Here is a 16070-nt window from a genome sequence, read left to right as displayed (position 1 = left end):
CCCGGAGACCGCATGAGCCAGCCCTATGTCGACCGTCGCTGGAACAGCGCCGATGACCTCAGCCTCTACGCCCGCGACTACGCGCCCTCGGGCGGTCAGGCCAAGCTGCCGGTCATCGCCATCCACGGGCTGACCCGCAATTCGAAGGATTTCGAGGTCATCGCCCCGCTCATCGCCCAGAGCGGCCGCCGGGTGCTGGCCATCGACGTGCGCGGCCGCGGCCTGTCGGACGAAGCCCGCGATCCGATGACCTACCAGCCCGCGACCTATGCGCAGGACGTGCTGGCCCTGATGCGGCAGACCGGCATCGAGCGCGCGGTCTTCGTGGGCACCTCCATGGGCGGGCTGATCACCATGGCGCTGGCCGCCGTCCGGTCCAAGGTCATCGCCGCGGCCATCATCAACGACATCGGCCCCGAGGTGGCGAAGGAAGGGCTGATGCGCATCGCCGCCTATTCGGGCCAGCCGGTCGACACCCCGACCTGGGCCGACGCCGCCGCCTATGCGAAGCGGATCAACGCCGTCGCCTTCCCCCACTACACCGATGCCGACTGGGCCGCCTTCGCCCGCCGAATCTTCCGCGAGGGGACGGAGGGGGCGCCGGTGCTGAACTACGACCCGGACATCGCCGTGCCGATCAGGGCGGCGGGGGCCAAGGCCCTGGTTCCGAACCTGTGGCCCATGTTCAGCCGCCTGACCCGGGGCCGGCAGGTGCTGCTGGTGCGCGGGCAGACCTCCGACCTGCTCAGCGAGAGCATCGCCGCCAAGATGCGTAAGCGCGCCCCCAAGATGGATTTCGTCGAAGTCCCGGGGGTCGGCCATGCGCCGATGCTGGACGAGCCGGAGGCCAAGGCGGCGATCTTCCCGTTCCTGAACGAAGTGCCCTAGGCGGCCTCAGTCGGGCACGTTCGCTTCCAGCTCGTCGATCCACACCTTCGCCGTCGCGTCAGACGGCGCGCGCCAGTCGCCGCGAGGGCTGAGCGAGCCGCCGGTGACGACCTTCGGTCCGTTCGGCACGGCCGAGCGCTTGAACTGGCTGGTCTGGAAGAAGCGGTGCAGGAATTTGCGCAGCCAGGCCTTGATGGTCGGCAGGTCGTATTCGACCTTCTCGTCCTCGGGCGTCCCTTCGGGCCAGTGGCCGGTGGACGCGTCCTTCCAGGCCTGATGGGCCAGGAACGCGACCTTCGACGGGCTCAGGCCGAAGCGGGTGATGTAGAACAGGAAGAAGTCGTTCAGGGCGTAGGGGCCGACGGTCCCTTCCGTGGACTGAATCTTCCCGTCCCTGGCCGGGACCAGTTCGGGCGAAATCTCGGTGTCCAGGATGGCGTGCAGGACGCGGGCGGTCTCGCCCTCGTGCTCCTTGGCGGCCACCCAGCGGATCAGGTGCCGGATCAGGGTCTTCGCCACGCCGCCGTTGACGTTGTAGTGGCTCATGTGGTCGCCGACGCCGTAGGTGGCCCAGCCCAGCGCCAGCTCCGACAGGTCGCCGGTGCCCAGCACCAACCCGCCGTTCTGGTTGGCGAGACGGAACAGATAGTCGGTCCGTAGGCCGGCCTGCACATTCTCGAACGTGATGTCATAGACCGCCTCGCCCCTGGCGTAGGGATGGCCGATGTCGGCCAGCATCCGCTCGGCGGCGGGGCGGATGTCGATCTCCCCGGCCGTCACGCCCAGCGCGGTCATTAGGGCCCAGGCGTTGGACTTCGTCCCCTCCGAGGTGGCGAAGCCGGGCATGGTGTAGGCGAGGATGCCGGTCCGAGGCAGGCCCAGCCGGTCGAAGGCCCGGCAGGCGACCAGCAGCGCCTGGGTCGAGTCCAGCCCGCCCGAGACGCCGATCACCAGCGTCCTGGATCCCGTCGCCTTCAGCCGCCGCATCAGGCCCTGCACCTGGATGTTGAACGCCTCGTAGCAGTCCTGATCCAGCCGGGCGGGATCGTCGGGGACGAAGGGGAAGCGGTCGAGGGGGCGGAGAAGGTCGGTGGCGGGCGCGGTCTCGCGGGCCATGAAGCCCGTGGCGTGGAAGGTCTCTGGCTCGACCTCGCGACGGGCGCAGTCGGCGAAGGTGCCGGTGCGCAGGCGCTCCAGCCCGATGCGGCCGACGTCGACGTCGGCGACGGTCAGATGGCTGTCCATCGAGAAGCGCTCGCCTTCGGCCAGCCTGGCGCCCAGTTCGAAGATGCTGGCCTGGCCGTCCCAGGCGAGGTCGGTGGTGCTTTCGCCCCAGCCTGAGGCCGTGAAGACATAGGCGGCCATGGCGCGCGCCGACTGGCTGGCGCACAGCAGGGCCCGATCCTCGGACTTGCCGATGACGACATTGGACGCTGACAGGTTCACCAGGATGCGGGCGCCGGCCAGGGCCTGACGGGTGGAGGGGGGCAGGGGCGCCCAATAATCCTCGCAGATTTCGACCCCGAAGACGAAGCCGGGGCGGTTGTCGGCCTGGAACAGCAGGTCGGTCCCGAACGACTGCGGCGCCCCGCCGATCAGGATGCTGGTCTCGGCTCCGATGGGCCCCGCCGGAGAGAACCAGCGCTTTTCGTAGTACTCCCGATAGTTCGGCAGATAGGTCTTGGGGACCACGCCGCAGACGAAGCCGTTGGCGAGGACCGCGGCGCAGTTGAACAGGGCGTCTCCATGCAGCAACGGGGCGCCGACGACCGCGGCGACCCCGGCCTCACGCGTCGCATCGGCCACCCGCTGGATCTGGCGGTCCACCTCATCCAGCAGCGCGTCCTGCATCAACAGGTCGTCGATGGCGTAGCCGCTCAGCGACAGCTCCGGGAAGACGATCAGGTCGACGCCCTGTTCGCCCGCCTGCCTGATCAGGGCGATGTGTTCGTCGGCGTTGGCGGAAGGGTCGGCGGTATGCACGACCGGGGTCGCGGCGGCGACGCGGACGAAGCCGTGCGTGGCGGGCGAGTGGAACGAGGACGTCTCAGCCAAGGCGCGATCCTTCAGGTCTTTTGCTCATATAGAGCCGAAGTCAGGCTGCGGCTACGTTAGCCCGTGACCTTGGTGACTCCGACCGCTAAACGGAAGTCATGACTGACGCGCCGAAAAAAGGCTGGTTCTCCCGGCTCACCGAAGGCCTGAGCCGTTCCTCGAAGCAGATGACCGAACAGGTCGTCGCCACCTTCGTGAAGGAGCCGCTCAGCGACAAGGCGCTGGAGCAGCTGGAAGAGCATCTGCTGGAGAGCGATCTGGGCCCGGCGGCGACCGACCGGATCGTCGAGCGCTTCCGCGACCTGCGCTTCGGCGCCGGCGCCGACGAGCGCGAGGTCAAGGAGGCGCTGGCCGAGGCCGTGGCCGCCGAACTGATCAACCACCAGGCCCGCTACGAGCCGCTGGGCGGCGAAAAGCCGTTCGTGACCCTGTTCGTCGGCGTCAACGGCTCGGGCAAGACCACGACGCTGGGCAAGATCGCCTCGGACCTGACCGGCCAGGGCGCCAAGGTCATGATCGTGGCTTGCGACACCTTCCGCGCCGCCGCCCGCGAGCAGCTGAAGGTCTGGGCCGACCGCGCCGGCGCCACGTTCGAAAGCCGCCGCGACGGGGCCGATCCTGCCGGCCTGGCCTTCGACGCCTATACCCGCGCCCGGGCCGAAGGCTTTGACGTTGTCCTGATCGACACGGCCGGGCGGCTGCAGAACAAGTCCGCCCTGATGGACGAACTGCTGAAGATCGTTCGCGTGCTGAAGAAGATCGATCCGGACGCCCCGCATGAGACCCTGCTGGTGCTGGACGCCACGGTCGGCCGCAATGCGCTGGAACAGGAAAAGATCTTCGGGCGGACGGCCTATGTCTCCGGCGTGGTGATGACCAAGCTGGACGGCACGGCGCGCGGCGGGGTTCTGGTGCCCGTCGCGCAGGCCTCGGACGCCCCGATCAAGCTGATCGGCGTCGGCGAAGGCGTCGACGATCTGCAACCCTTTGACGCGCGAGCCTTTTCAAGGTCTCTGGTGGGACTCGAGGACTAGACCATGACCGAGAGCAGCCCCGCCGCGGCCCGCAACTCCAACATCCGTCAGGCCGTCGATTTCGGCGCCCTGCTGGCCTTCATGGCCGCCTATGCGGTCAATCGCTTCGTACGCGGCCTCGACGGGCAGGAAGCCCTGGTCCAGGCGACCTGGGTGCTGGTGGGCGCCTCCGCCCTCGCCCTGATCGTCGGCTATGTGGTCGAGAAGCGTCTGGCGCCCCTGCCGCTCATCACCGGCGGCTTCGCCCTGATCTTCGGCGTACTGACCCTGGTCTTCCACGATCCGACGCTGCTGAAGATCAAGCTGACCATCCAGAACGGCCTTCTGGCGGTGGTGCTGCTGGGGTCGCTGCCGCTGAAGAAATATCCGTTCAAATATCTGCTCGGCGACGCGATCAAGATCACGGACCTCGGCTGGCGCGGGCTGACCCTGCGGTACGGCCTGTATTTCGCGGCGGTGGCCATCGTGAACGAGATCGTCTGGCGCACCCAGGGCGACGATACCTGGGTGGCCTTCCGGGGCGGGCTCTGGATCGCCTCGGCCGCCTTCGGCATCTGGCAGGTGTTCTTTATCATGAAGCATCTGATCAAGGACGATGCGGAACCCGATCCGGTCTCGCCCGATACCGGTCTGTAGGCGTCGCGGGATCGTCCGTCGTCAAACCGTAAAACGTGCCTGCTACCTGTAGCGCTGCAGCCGAGGGGATACGGTTCATGGTCAAGTCCGGTAACAAGCCCAAGCGCGGCGGAGCCCTTGCGGCCTCTCCGAGCCATCTGATTCACCGCGCCCTGCAGCTGGCGCTCGACATCTATGCCGAAGAGACGGGTCCGGACGGTCTGACCCAGCGCCAGTTCGCCGTGCTGGAGGCGGTCAGCCACAAGGCCGGCCTGACCCAGACCGACCTGGTCCGCGCCACCGGCATCGACCGCTCGACCCTGGCCGACCTGGTCGCCCGCATGACCACCAAGGGTCTGCTGGATCGCGAGAAGTCAGCCATCGACGCCCGCGCCAAGGCCGTGCGCCTGTCGGCCGCCGGCGAGACCGCGCTGGAGGCCGCCCGTCCGCGGGTCGAGGCCGCCGACAAGCGGATCATGGCCCTGCTGCCCAAGGGCAAGCGCGACGGCTTCCTGGAGCTGCTGGGCGAACTGGCCGGCGAGGCCGACGCCGCGCCGGTGAAGGCCAAGGCTGAAGCCAAGGCCGCCAAGAAGGCCGCCCGCGAGATGAAGAAGGCCGAGAAGGCCGCCAAGAAGGCCGACAAGCCTGCCAAGGCGGAAAAGCCGGCCAAGGCGAAGAAGACCAAGGTGCTGGAGCCGGCATAGGCGGCAGGCTCCGTGCTTGGGGCGGAGGGCTTTGGAGCCCAGCCAGTGATTAGTGGTTAGTGATTAGTGGGTGGCGGCGTCAGCGCCGGCGCCCGTAATTCGCGCACCGTGCCCGCAACGTCGAACCACCAATCACTAACCACTTCCCCCGCGCAGACGGACGACGGTGGCTCCATCGCCTATGGAGCGGCCGCCTCCTCAGTCCATCAGCTGCTGCGACAGGTAGACGTAGTGGCGGGCCCAGCGGCGGGCGTTGGCGACCGGGTCGGCGTCGTTCGAGTGACCGCCCGCCGTCTCCTCATAGTACAGATGGTCGTATCCCATATCGCCCAAACGAGCCGCGAACTTGCGCGCGTGACCCGGATGGACGCGGTCGTCGCGGGTGTTGGTCGTGATGTAGACGCGCGGATAGTGCGCGCCCGGACGAAGCTGCTGATAGGCGGAATAGCGGGCGATCCAGGCGGCTTCCTCAGGAATGCGCGGGTCGCCGTATTCGCCGATCCACGAGGCCCCGGCGGGCAGCTCGTGATAGCGCAGCATGTCGATCAGCGGGCTCTCGATCACCGCCGCGTTGAACAGTTCCGGGTGCTGGGTGATCGACACCGAGGTCAGGACCCCGCCGTTCGACCGGCCGTAGATGCCCAGGCGTCGCGGCGAGGTGATGCCCCGCTGCTCCAGATCGCGGGCCACGGCGGCGAAGTCGTCGAAGGCCAGCTGGCGGTTCTCGTTCAGCACGGCCTGGTGCCACTGCGGTCCGAACTCGCCGCCGCCGCGGATGTTGGCCTGGACGAAGACGCCGCCGTTCTCGAGCCACAGCTTGCCCATCTCGGGCTTGTAGGCGGGCGGGAAGGAGACCTGGAAACCACCGTAGCCGAACAGGATGGTCGGGGCCGGGCCGTTCTGGTTGCGCGGGCGGGTGACGAAATAGGGAATCTTGGTCCCGTCGGACGAGGTGGCCTCGAACTGTTCGGTGACGTGGGTCGAGGCGTCGAACTTGGCCGGGGCTGATTTCAGCTCGGTCGGCGCCGCAGCGTCGGCCGCCAGAAGGCCCAGCGTGGGCGGCGTCAGGAACCCCTGAGCGGAGACGAAGACCCGTCCCGACGCCTTCGAACTGTCGCCCAATCCGATGGCGCTGTTTTCCGGTCCGGCGATATCGCTCCCCGACCAGGCGGCCTGATTGTTCTGGCCGAACCGATAGCGCCTGACCCGGCTGACGACGTTGTCGGAAATGACGGCGACGACGTGGTCGTCCATCACCGCCACGTCCTGAAGCGACTGGCGCGGTGTGGGCGTGAAGATCGTTTCCGGGTCCGTATCGGGATAGAGCCCGCCGGCGCCACGCGCCAGTTCCTCCATGGAAATCGCCAGCAGGGTTCCGGGGGTGATGGTCCGGGCGCTCCAGCGCCACGCCTCGTCATTCGACAGCACCAGCCGCTGCCCCAGGGTTCCATAGATCGAGACCTGTTCGGGCAGGGCCAGCTTCACGGGTCGACCGTCAATCAGCCGCCACGTCTCCGACCTGTAGGTGTCCAGCGGACGCGAGATGATCACGGCCTCCACCGCGCCTCGACTATCGCGGTAGACCGAAGCCGAGACGCCATAGCCGCCGTCCGACGGGTCGCCGCGGTAGACCTCGGTCGCCTGGTCCAGCGGCTGGCCGCGCTTCAGGGACTTGATGATGTAGGGATAGCCCGACTCCGTCAGCGTCCCCGCCCCGAAGTCGGTGGCGACCAGAAGCGTGTCGCGATCCAGCCAGCTGATCCGATGCTTGCCCTCGGGCAGGACGAACCCTCCGTCCACGAACCGGCGGGTGGTGGTGTCGAACTCACGCACCACGACGGCGTCCTTGCCGCCGTCCGACAGGCTGATCAGGCAGCGGGTCTCGTCCGGGGCCAGGCAGCTGGCGCCCTTCCAGACCCAGTCCTTGCCTTCGGCGCGGGACAGGGCGTCCAGGTCGATCAGGGTCTCCCAGCGGGTGTCCGCCGCGCGGTAGCTGTCCAGGGTGGTGCGGCGCCACACGCCCTTGGGATTGGCGGCGTCCTGCCAGAAATTGCCGATCCCGTCGCCGAGGAAGCTGGGCGCGGGGATGCGGTCGGTGGCGGTCAGGATGGCCTCGGCCTCCTGGCGGAAGGTCTCATAGCGCGGGTCGCCGGTCAGGGCGGCCAGCGACCGTTCGTTCTCGGCGCGGACGAAGGCCATGGCCTCGGTCCCGTTGACATCCTCCAGCGCCAGATGGTCGTCGGCGGCGCGGACTCCGGCGGGGGTCAGGTCGCGCGGGTAGTGGGGCGGGGCGGGGCGGCTGTGTTCGATGACGATCTCATTCGAACTCGAGGCTTGAGCGAGGACGGGCGAGGCTTGCGCGGCAAGAAGCACCGGGATGGCGGCGGACAGAAGCAGGTGGCGCATTTTCAACTCCGCTCATCCCCGCGAAGGCGGGGACCCAGATCCGTGGGCGGCCGGCGCCGGCCGACCGCCCCTAACAGCAATCCCGCCCATCAGCGTCTTGACGAAAGCGCTGGGGCCCCGCCTTCGCGGGGATGAGCGGGTGAAAGGTCCTATTCCTGCGCCGGCGAATCCATCAGGCGGCGGGTCAGATAGGTGTACTCCAGCGCCAGACGGCGGGCCGTCTCGCGCAGGTTGGCGCCGGCCGCGTGGCCGCCGTCGGTGTTCTCGTAGAACAGCACCGGATAGCCCAGCTCCTCCAGACGCGCCGCCGCCTTGCGGGCGTGGCCCGGGTGGACGCGGTCGTCCTTGGTCGAGGTGTGGATGAAGACCTCCGGATAGGGCTGGCCTGCCCGCAGGTTCTGGTAGGGCGAATACTGCTCGATCCAGGCGCGCTGCTCCGGAATGTCCGGGTTGCCGTATTCGGCGATCCACGAGGCGCCGGCCAGCAGCTTGTGGAAGCGCAGCATGTCGAACAGCGGCACCTGGATGACGGCGCCGTTGATCAGGTCCGGACGCTGGGTCAGCATGGCGCCCATGAACAGGCCGCCCTGCGAGCCGCCCATGATGCCGAGGCGGGGCTGGCTGGTGATGTTGCGGGCCTCCAGGTCCAGGGCCACGGCCTGGAAGTCCTCGTGGGCGCGCTGGCGGTTCTGCTGCAGGGCCGCCTGGTGCCAGCGCGGACCGAACTCGCCGCCGCCGCGGGTGTTGGCGACCACATAGACGCCGCCGCGCTCCAGCCACAGCTTGCCGACGGTGGCCGAATAGCCGGGCAGCAGGGAGTTCTGGTAGCCGCCGTAGCCGTACAGCAGGGTCGGGTTGGAGCCGTCCATCGGCATGTCGCCCTTATGGACGACGAAGTAGGGGATCATGGTCCCGTCGGCGCTGCGGGCCTCGAACTGCTCGACCACCATGCCGGTGGTGTCGAACTTGGCCGGCAGGGACTTCACCACGGCGGCCTGGGTGGTCGCGGCGTCGGCGAGGTACAGGCTGGACGGGTTCAGGTAGCCGGCGACGCTGACGAAGACCTTGTCGTCGCGGTCCGAGGCCGAGCCGACGCCGACGGTGACGTTCTGCGGCAGGTCCAGGCGGGTGCGCGCCCATTCGCCCGACGGGTTGGGTTCATAGACATAGACCGAGCCGCGCACGTTCTCGTACAGGGCCACGACCAGCTTGTTGCGGGTGGACGAGATGCCCTCGATGGCTTCGCGGTCGGTCGGGCGGAGGACCAGCTGGGCGGGCGTCGCCGGATTGGCCAGCCATTGCTCCAGGTTCCAGGCGATGACGTCGCCGGTGCGGAACTGCTGGCCGGACGGAGCGGTCCAGTCCTGATCGGTGGTGACCACCAGCTGGCCCTTGACCAAGGCGTTGATGCTGGACTTGGCCGGCAGCTGCAGCTGGGTCGTGGTGCCGTCGGCGTTCAGACGCCAGGTCTCGCCCTCATAGAAGTTGATCCCCCGATTGATCAGGGTCGCCTTCACCACGCCGTCGGCGTCGCGCAGGGTGTAGCCGCTGACCGAGACGTCGGTCTGCTGACCCTCGAACACGACCGTGGCCTGATCGAGCGACTGGCCGCGGCGCAGCAGGCGCAGGGTGCGCGGATAGCCGGAATCGGTCAGGGTGCCTTCGCCGAAATCGCGCGAGATCAGCAGGGTGTCGGCGTCGATCCAGGTCGCGCCGCCCTTGGACTCCGGCAGGACGAAGCCGCCATCGACGAACTGTTTCGTCTGGCGGTCGAACTCACGGACCGTGACGGCGTCCTTGCCGCCGTCCGACAGGCTGACCAGGCAGTGGGTCTCTTGCGGCGGCAGGCAGGTCACGCCCTTGTAGACCCAGTTCTTGCCCTCCGACGCGGCCAAGGCGTCGATGTCCAGGATGGTTTCCCAGCGCGGCTCGGCCGTGCGGTAGCTGTCCAGGGTCGTGGTGCGCCAGACGCCGCGCACGTGCGACGCGTCCTGCCAGAAATTGTCCAGCGTGCCGTCGTGGTTGAAGCCGACGCCCGGGATGCGGTCGCGCGACTGGACGATCTCCAGCGCCTGGTCGTGAAGCTGGGCGTAGCGGGGGTCGCCCTGCAGGACGCCGAGCGACCGTTCGTTGTGGGCGCGGACCCATTCCATCGCCCGCTCGCCCTCGACCTCTTCCAGCCACAGATAGGGATCGGTCGCATCCGAGGTGGCGAACCCGCCGGTCGGGGCGTTGGCGGAGGCGGGGGCGGCGGTCTGGGCCATGGCGGCGCTCGAAAGGGCGGAGGTGGCGAGAAGCGCGGCGAGCGCGGCGGAACGGATCATATGGGTACTCCCCCGGGAAATGTCGGGCGGCACCTTATCCGCCGTCGCCCCCCCGACAAGGCGAAGCCGCAAACGTTACAGGTTTGTCATGAGGCTCAGCCTCACGCGCCCTCGTCCGGAATGCACAGGACCTTGCCGCAGGCCTTGCAGTGGACGGCGTCGGGGTCGTGCTTCTTCAGGCCGCAGGTGGGGCAGTCGTGGCTGATCTTGTGCGGGCGGAAGATGGTCTGGGCCAGCCGCAGGAACAGGGTGATGCCGGTCAGCATGACCACGATCGACAGCACCCGGCCCCAGTTGCCCGGCAGGGTGATGTCGCCGAAGCCGGTCGTCGTCAGGGTGGCGACGGTGAAATACAGGGCGTCCAGATAGCCGGTGATGCCCGGATGCGTGCCCCGGAAGGTCGCGTAGACGAAGCCCGTGACCACGAAGATGAAGGTCAGCAGCGAGGCGACCGCCTTGGTGATCTCCTCCACCCGGGTGTCGTCGTACTTGTGCCCGATGGTGCGCCAGAAGAATTCCGAATGCAGCAGGGTCCACAGCCGCAGCAGCCGCAGGAAGCCGAGGTTGAACAGCCAGGCGGGGAACAGCAGGGTCGCCAGCACGAACAGATCCATCCAGGTCGCCGGCTTCTTCAGCCAGTCCTTGATGTCCGTATGGGCGAGCGCTCGGGCCGCGAGGTCCACGATCAGGATGGCGGCGATCAGATAGTCGATCACATAGAAGACCAGCCCGGCTTCATGGAGGATCGGCGCGGCCAGGAAGAAGGCGATGATGGCGAAGTCGATGACGATGACCGCCAGCCGGAACCGCACCGCCAGCGGCGACGACCCATGGTAGAGGTAGCGCAGCCGGGCCCGCAGGCGCAGGCCTTCCGCGTGCGGCGGCTCGACCGCTGTGGCGGACTTGCGGGCGGCCTTTCGGGCGGGCGACTGGCGACTCATGGCCCAGCTTAACGCCGTTCTCTCGTCTCAGGTCCAGTCTGGCCCTATATGGAGGCTGAAATGACCCGTCCCTTTGTCAAGATGAACGGCGCCGGCAACGACTTCGTCGTCGTCAACGCGCTGGAAACGCCGTTCACGCCGACGGTCGAGCAGGTGCGCGCCATCGCCGACCGTGAGACGGGCGAGGGCTGCGACCAGCTGATCTCCATCGAACCCTCGGCCGACGCCGACGCCTTCATGCGCGTGTGGAACGCCGACGGGAGCATGGTCGAGACCTGCGGCAACGCCCTGCGCTGCGTGGGCTGGGTGCTGATGGAGTCCACCGGCAAGGACCGGGTGGTGATCGACACCGCCGGCGGGCCGACCGTCGCCACCCGCGCGGCGGGCGGCCAGGTGACCGTCGACATGGGCGCGCCGCGTCTGGACTGGACCCAGGTGCCGCTGGCCGAGGAGATGGACACCCGCGGGATCGAGCTTCAGGTCGGGCCGATCGACGATCCCGTCCTGCACACGCCGGGCGCGGTCTCGATGGGCAATCCGCACGTGGTCTTCTTCATGGACCACGCGCCGAACGACGGCTTCGTGCGCGGCTCCGGCTCACTGGTGGAGCATCACCCGCTGTTCCCGGAGGGGGTCAATGTCGGCTTCGTCCACGCCCTGTCGCCCGATCACATCCGCCTGCGGGTATGGGAGCGCGGCGCGGGCCTGACCAAGGCCTGCGGCACCGGCGCCTGCGCGGCCCTGGTCGCCTCGGCCCGTCGCGGCGTCACCGGGCGTCACGCCACGGTGGACGTCGACGGCGGCCGCCTGATGATCGACTGGGACGAGGCCTCGGACCATGTCTTCATGACAGGGCCGATCGAGGTCGAGCGGACGGGGCTGCTGAGCCTGTGATCGGCGCCCTGCTTCTTCTCGCCTTGCTGACGGAAGAACCGGTGCTGGCGCCGGTGGGACACCATCCCTATCGCGTATCTTCCGGTTCGATGCAGCCGACCCTCTCGCAGGGGGACGTTGTCCTCGCTGACCGTCCCCAAGGCGTCTGCGGCACGACTCAGCCCACGCCGGGAGACGTCGTGGTCGCCCGCACCGGAGACGAGCCCTGGCTCAGACGGGTCGTTGCGGGGCCGGGCCAGACACTTCAGATCATCGGCGGCGTTCTCCATATCGACGGACGGCCGGTGAAACGGGAGCGCGTCGATCCCGCCACCGTGCCGGGCGGCGTGTCAAAGGGCCCGTTTCCGGAAATCTCTGTCTGGCGCGAGACCCTGCCTTCTGGCCGATCATGGCTGACGTTCGATTTTGGCGAGGGCGGAATGCTGGACGACACGCCTGAAATCCGTGTGCCTGAAGGGCGCTGGTTCGCTCTCGGCGACAACCGGGACAACGCCATCGATGATCGGATGCACGGGCCGACCGCCGCGGCCGATCTTTGCGGTGTCGTGGTCAGCGTCGTGCGCTCCGATGAGCCGTCGCGGGTCGGCGTTCAGCCCTAGCTCAGCGATGCCGCCGGGCGATCAACGCCCAGACGGTCACGGCGACGCCGGCGCCGAGACCGATCCAGCCGATCCCGTCCCAGACGCCGTCGCCCAGCAGCGCGCCGACCAGTCCGATCAGGGACAGAACGGCCACGACCAACGGAACGGCGAAGATGGCCTTCAGGTCTAGCGGACCGGTCTTCATTTCGCGTCCCGCCTCGCCGACCGATGCTTGACCCACCAGAGGTAAAGCCCGCTGCCCAGAATGACGATGGTCGCCAGGTCGAGCAGGGCCCACAGGATCTTCAGCGGCAGGCCGCCGTAGTCGCCGAAATGCAGCGGCTGCGACAGGGACAGGGTCTTCACATACCAGGGCGCGGGCGCGACCGCGGCCAGCTCGCCGGTCCGCGCGTCGATCAGGGCGGGCGTCGTCAGATGCTCGGTCAGCGGCGTGTCGCCGTGGAAGAAGACCGCATAGTGGTTCTCGGTCGAATAGGTGGAGCCGGGGAAGGCCACGAACTGCAGGGTCATGCCCGGCAACGCCTGCCTGGCCCGCTCGACGGCGGCGTCCAGCGAGCTGCGCTCCGTCAGGCTGACAGGCGCGTCATAGGCGGCGGTCAGCGTCTTCAGGGCGTCATCCTTCCAGTAGGCGATGATCGGCACGGCCAAGGTGTTGACCACGCCCGTGACGCCGACGACCAGCACCCACGCCACGGTCACCACCCCCAGCAGGTTGTGATAGTCGAGCCAGCGCGTCCGCGCGGCCTTGCCCGCCCGCACCGTGCCGAACGGCAGGCGGCGCATGAAGGGGGCGTAGAGCACCACGCCGGACACCAACGCCGCCACCAGCAGCAGGCCCATGGCGCCGAGGAACAGCATCCCCGCAAGCCCCAGGAACATGTCGGTGTGCAGTTGCAGAATGAACTCCATCACCGGGTGGCCCGCCACCAGCGGAGCCGCCTCGCCGGTGAACTGGTCGATCGGCTGGAAGCTGTATTTCCCGTCGGGACCGTTCGGATCGATGCTGGTGACGTTCACCACCGGCCGTTCCACGTCAAAGCTCATGAAGGCCGGAACCTCGCCCGGCTTGCGAGCGAGGGCGACGTTCAGGACCTGGTCGAGGTTCAATTTCGGAGCGCTCGGGTCGGCCGGTGCGGCGACTTCGTGGGCCAGCAGGACGTGATCCAGCTCGTGCGTGAAGACGAGCGGAAGCCCCGTGACGCACAGCATCAGCAGGAAGGCGGTCGAGACCAGGCTCGACCACTTATGGACCCAGCTCCAGGCCCTGATCGCGCCCGGCTTCATCCGGCTCAGAAGTCCGTCGAGATTGACACCCGGAAGGTGCGCGGGGCGCCGAGCGTCAGGTAGTTGGCGCCCGGATAGCCGCCGGCGGCGACCCACTGGTCCTCGTCCGCCAGGTTCTCGACCCGTGCGCGGAGGCTCAGCGGACGCTCGCCGGCCTCGAACTCATAGCGCACGCCGGCGTCGAAGCGGGTCCACGAGTCCAGCTCGACGGTGTTGTCGGCGCTGACCGGCTGCGATCCGGTGTAGATGGCGCGGCCCTCAAGGGTCAGGCCCGAAACCGCCGCCACGTCCCATTCGACATTCAGATTGGCCTGGACTTCCGGCACGCCGATGGCCGCCTTGCCCGACAGCGCGGGAGTGATGGAGCGGGTGACCTCGGCGTCCATCAGCGTCAGGCCGCCCAGCAGGCGAAGGCCCTCGACCGGCTCGCCATAGACGGCGAACTCGACGCCCTGGTTCCGCTGCTCGCCGCCGGCGCTGTAGATCCGGGTGACGGGATCGAACGACTCGTTCGGCAGGGTGATGCGGAAGGCGTTCAGCGAGGCGCCGAAGCCGCCGCCGTCATATTTGACGCCCGCCTCGATCTGTTCGCCGCGGAAGGGATCGAGCGCCTCGCCCTGGTTGGCGACGGGAACGGGCGTGACACCGAGGTCCGGGGTGTCACCGGGGATGTCGGCGTTGACCGTGGCGGGCGCGATCTTCCCGGGGATCAGGGCCTCGGCGTAGTTGGCGTAGATCGAGATCCGGTCCGAAGGCTTGTAGACCACGGCGAAGGCCGGCGTGACCGCGTCGCCCTCATAGGACGAGAGCGGCGCGCCGGTGTTGTAGTCGTATGACCGGGTCTCGACCTCCTGATAACGGGCGCCGACCGTGGCCAGCAGACGGCCGTCGAGGAAGGACAGCTGGTCGGCGATCGCGATGCTGGAGGTGATCGACCGCTCGGTCGTCAGCGGGTCGGACAGGTCGCCCCCGACGAAGAAGTTCGGGACCGGCGGGGCGACGTCTACGGGGTTGTAGAGGTTGCTCGGGAAGCCGGCGAAGCTGGAGAAGGCGTAGGCGTTCGCCGACTTCAGCTGCACCTGCGACGCCGAAGCCACCAGGCGGTGGCCGACCGGTCCGGTGGTCAGGTCGGCGCGGACGCCGATGTCGCCGGACCAGACGGCATCCTCGCGCACATTGTCGAAGCGGTAGGCGCTCAGCGCGCCGTCGGGGGCCGCGCTCGGATTGGCCAGGACGTTGTCCTCCTCGCCGCTGCGGCCGCCGAAGGCCGCCCAGACGGTGACGTCGTCGGTCAGGTCGAACTCGCCGCGGGCGACGCCGAACAGCTGTTCCTCGTCGGTGTAGGTCCAGGGCTGGGCGAAATTGCCGTCCGCCGAGGGCGGCGTCGGGATGGCGCCGAGCGGGGTGACCGTCGGGCGCGGAGCGTCGATGTGGTGGTTCTGCCAGCCGAGGTCGGCCGAGAAGCGGGCGCGGTCGCCGCGGCGGTCGAGGCCGAGGCCCAGCACCTGAAGCTCGCGGTTCTCGCCATCGACCGTGCTCTCGCCGTCGCGGGCCGCGACGTTCAGGCGGGCGCCCCACGCCTTGTCGGCGCCGAAGCGGCGCGAGAAGTCGCCGGCGGCGTAGAGGGCGTCGCCGCCGTCCCAGCCCAGGGTCAGGCGGTTCAGCGGCGTGTCGCTGGCGCGCTTGGGCGTCAGGTTGAAGGCGCCGCCGACGCCGCTGCCGCCGGGTGCGGCGCCGTTCAGGAAGGCCGTGGCGCCATGGAAGACCTCGACCCGCTCGATGAACTCGGAGGCCACGAACTGGCGCGGCAGGATGCCGTACAGGCCGTTCCAGGTCATGTCGTCCGAGTACACGGGGAAGCCGCGGATGACATACAGCTCCTGGAAATTGCCGAAGCCCTTGGTGACGCGCACCGCCGGGTCGTTCTGCAGCACGTCGCCGACGCTGCGGGCCTGCTGGTCGCGGGCCAGTCGCTCGGTGTAGCTGGTCACGGTGAAGGGCGTGTCCATCACGTCCTGCGAGCCGAACATGCCCACGCGCCCGCCGGTGGCGACCTGGCCGCCGGCATAGGGCGGGGCCTGCCGGACCTGCGAGCCGGTGACGACGACCTCACCCAGCTCGGTGGTCTGGGCCTCCTGCGCGAAGGCGGGGGCCGCGGCCAGTCCGGCGACGGTGGTGGAGAGCAGCAGGATGGAGCGGAGAGTCACGGGGTCGCCTTGGGGGAGGGCTGATATTGAGAACGGCTCGCAGTAACAGCCGCCCTCCGCCCTGACAACCGATCTGGCGGGCGGGCCTTTCGCCGCAGGGGGCCAGGTCGGCGGAA

13 protein-coding genes are annotated in these 16070 nt (G+C 68.5%); 6 read left to right on the top strand and 7 right to left on the bottom strand.

Annotated features, from left to right (window positions below; all coding sequences use genetic code 11):
- The first annotated feature begins 12 nt into the window (after window positions 1–12).
- The gene (locus AC3WRV_RS01355; RefSeq protein ID WP_492311874.1) at window positions 13–888 is read left to right on the top strand and encodes an alpha/beta fold hydrolase; all 876 of its coding nucleotides are present in this window, start codon (window positions 13–15) and stop codon (window positions 886–888) included.
- 6 nt (window positions 889–894) lie between these two features.
- On the opposite strand, the gene AC3WRV_RS01350 is transcribed toward AC3WRV_RS01355, so the two are convergent.
- Window positions 895–2943 (bottom strand): NAD(+) synthase, encoded by a 2049-nt coding sequence (locus AC3WRV_RS01350; RefSeq protein ID WP_492311873.1) that lies wholly within the window; start codon window positions 2941–2943, stop codon window positions 895–897.
- 98 nt (window positions 2944–3041) lie between these two features.
- On the opposite strand from AC3WRV_RS01350, the gene ftsY reads away from it, so the two are divergent.
- From ftsY to AC3WRV_RS01335, 3 genes are all read left to right on the top strand, one after another.
- Window positions 3042–3977, top strand: a complete 936-nt coding sequence (ftsY, locus tag AC3WRV_RS01345) for a signal recognition particle-docking protein FtsY (RefSeq protein ID WP_291834679.1) — start codon at window positions 3042–3044, stop codon at window positions 3975–3977.
- Window positions 3978–3980: 3 nt separating this feature from the next.
- Window positions 3981–4613: an inner membrane-spanning protein YciB gene (locus tag AC3WRV_RS01340; RefSeq protein ID WP_291834682.1), complete on the top strand. Its 633-nt coding sequence runs from the start codon at window positions 3981–3983 to the stop codon at window positions 4611–4613.
- 77 nt (window positions 4614–4690) lie between these two features.
- The gene (locus AC3WRV_RS01335; protein WP_291834685.1) at window positions 4691–5296 is read left to right on the top strand and encodes a MarR family winged helix-turn-helix transcriptional regulator; all 606 of its coding nucleotides are present in this window, start codon (window positions 4691–4693) and stop codon (window positions 5294–5296) included.
- A gap of 198 nt (window positions 5297–5494) precedes the next feature.
- On the opposite strand, the gene AC3WRV_RS01330 is transcribed toward AC3WRV_RS01335, so the two are convergent.
- The 3 genes from AC3WRV_RS01330 to AC3WRV_RS01320 form a co-directional block, all read right to left on the bottom strand.
- Entirely contained in the window at window positions 5495–7702 is a 2208-nt protein-coding gene (locus AC3WRV_RS01330; RefSeq protein WP_492311872.1) for a prolyl oligopeptidase family serine peptidase, read from the bottom strand.
- 149 nt (window positions 7703–7851) lie between these two features.
- A complete protein-coding gene (locus AC3WRV_RS01325; RefSeq protein ID WP_492311871.1) occupies window positions 7852–10026 on the bottom strand; it encodes a prolyl oligopeptidase family serine peptidase in 2175 nt (724 codons plus the stop codon).
- 101 nt (window positions 10027–10127) lie between these two features.
- Window positions 10128–10967, bottom strand: coding sequence for a potassium channel family protein (locus tag AC3WRV_RS01320; RefSeq protein ID WP_492311870.1), 840 nt, complete (start codon window positions 10965–10967; stop codon window positions 10128–10130).
- Between the two features lie 60 nt (window positions 10968–11027).
- Here AC3WRV_RS01320 and dapF point away from each other — a divergent pair, with 60 nt between their 5' ends.
- Both dapF and lepB read left to right on the top strand, forming a co-directional pair.
- Window positions 11028–11861: a diaminopimelate epimerase gene (dapF, locus tag AC3WRV_RS01315; protein WP_492311869.1), complete on the top strand. Its 834-nt coding sequence runs from the start codon at window positions 11028–11030 to the stop codon at window positions 11859–11861.
- Window positions 11858–12460, top strand: coding sequence for a signal peptidase I (gene lepB / locus AC3WRV_RS01310; RefSeq protein WP_492311868.1), 603 nt, complete (start codon window positions 11858–11860; stop codon window positions 12458–12460). The genes dapF and lepB overlap by 4 nt, the downstream gene beginning before the upstream one ends.
- A 1-nt stretch (window position 12461) precedes the next feature.
- Here the strand turns inward: lepB and AC3WRV_RS01305 are convergent, their stop codons facing one another.
- Genes AC3WRV_RS01305 through AC3WRV_RS01295 form a run of 3 tightly spaced genes read right to left on the bottom strand, consistent with a single transcriptional unit; the run spans window position 12462 to window position 15954 of the window.
- Window positions 12462–12647, bottom strand: a complete 186-nt coding sequence (locus AC3WRV_RS01305) for a hypothetical protein (protein WP_291835126.1) — start codon at window positions 12645–12647, stop codon at window positions 12462–12464.
- Window positions 12644–13843 carry a PepSY-associated TM helix domain-containing protein gene (locus tag AC3WRV_RS01300; protein ID WP_492311867.1) on the bottom strand — a complete coding sequence of 400 codons (1200 nt, stop codon included), beginning with the start codon at window positions 13841–13843 and terminating at the stop codon, window positions 12644–12646. The genes AC3WRV_RS01305 and AC3WRV_RS01300 overlap by 4 nt, the downstream gene beginning before the upstream one ends.
- Entirely contained in the window at window positions 13753–15954 is a 2202-nt protein-coding gene (locus AC3WRV_RS01295; protein ID WP_492311866.1) for a TonB-dependent receptor, read from the bottom strand. The genes AC3WRV_RS01300 and AC3WRV_RS01295 overlap by 91 nt, the downstream gene beginning before the upstream one ends.
- Between the last annotated feature and the right edge of the window lie 116 nt (window positions 15955–16070).

The sequence above is a fragment of the Brevundimonas sp. EU05-FHT14B11 genome, from assembly GCF_058790835.1.
This window is presented reverse-complemented; position numbering and strand designations above follow the sequence as displayed.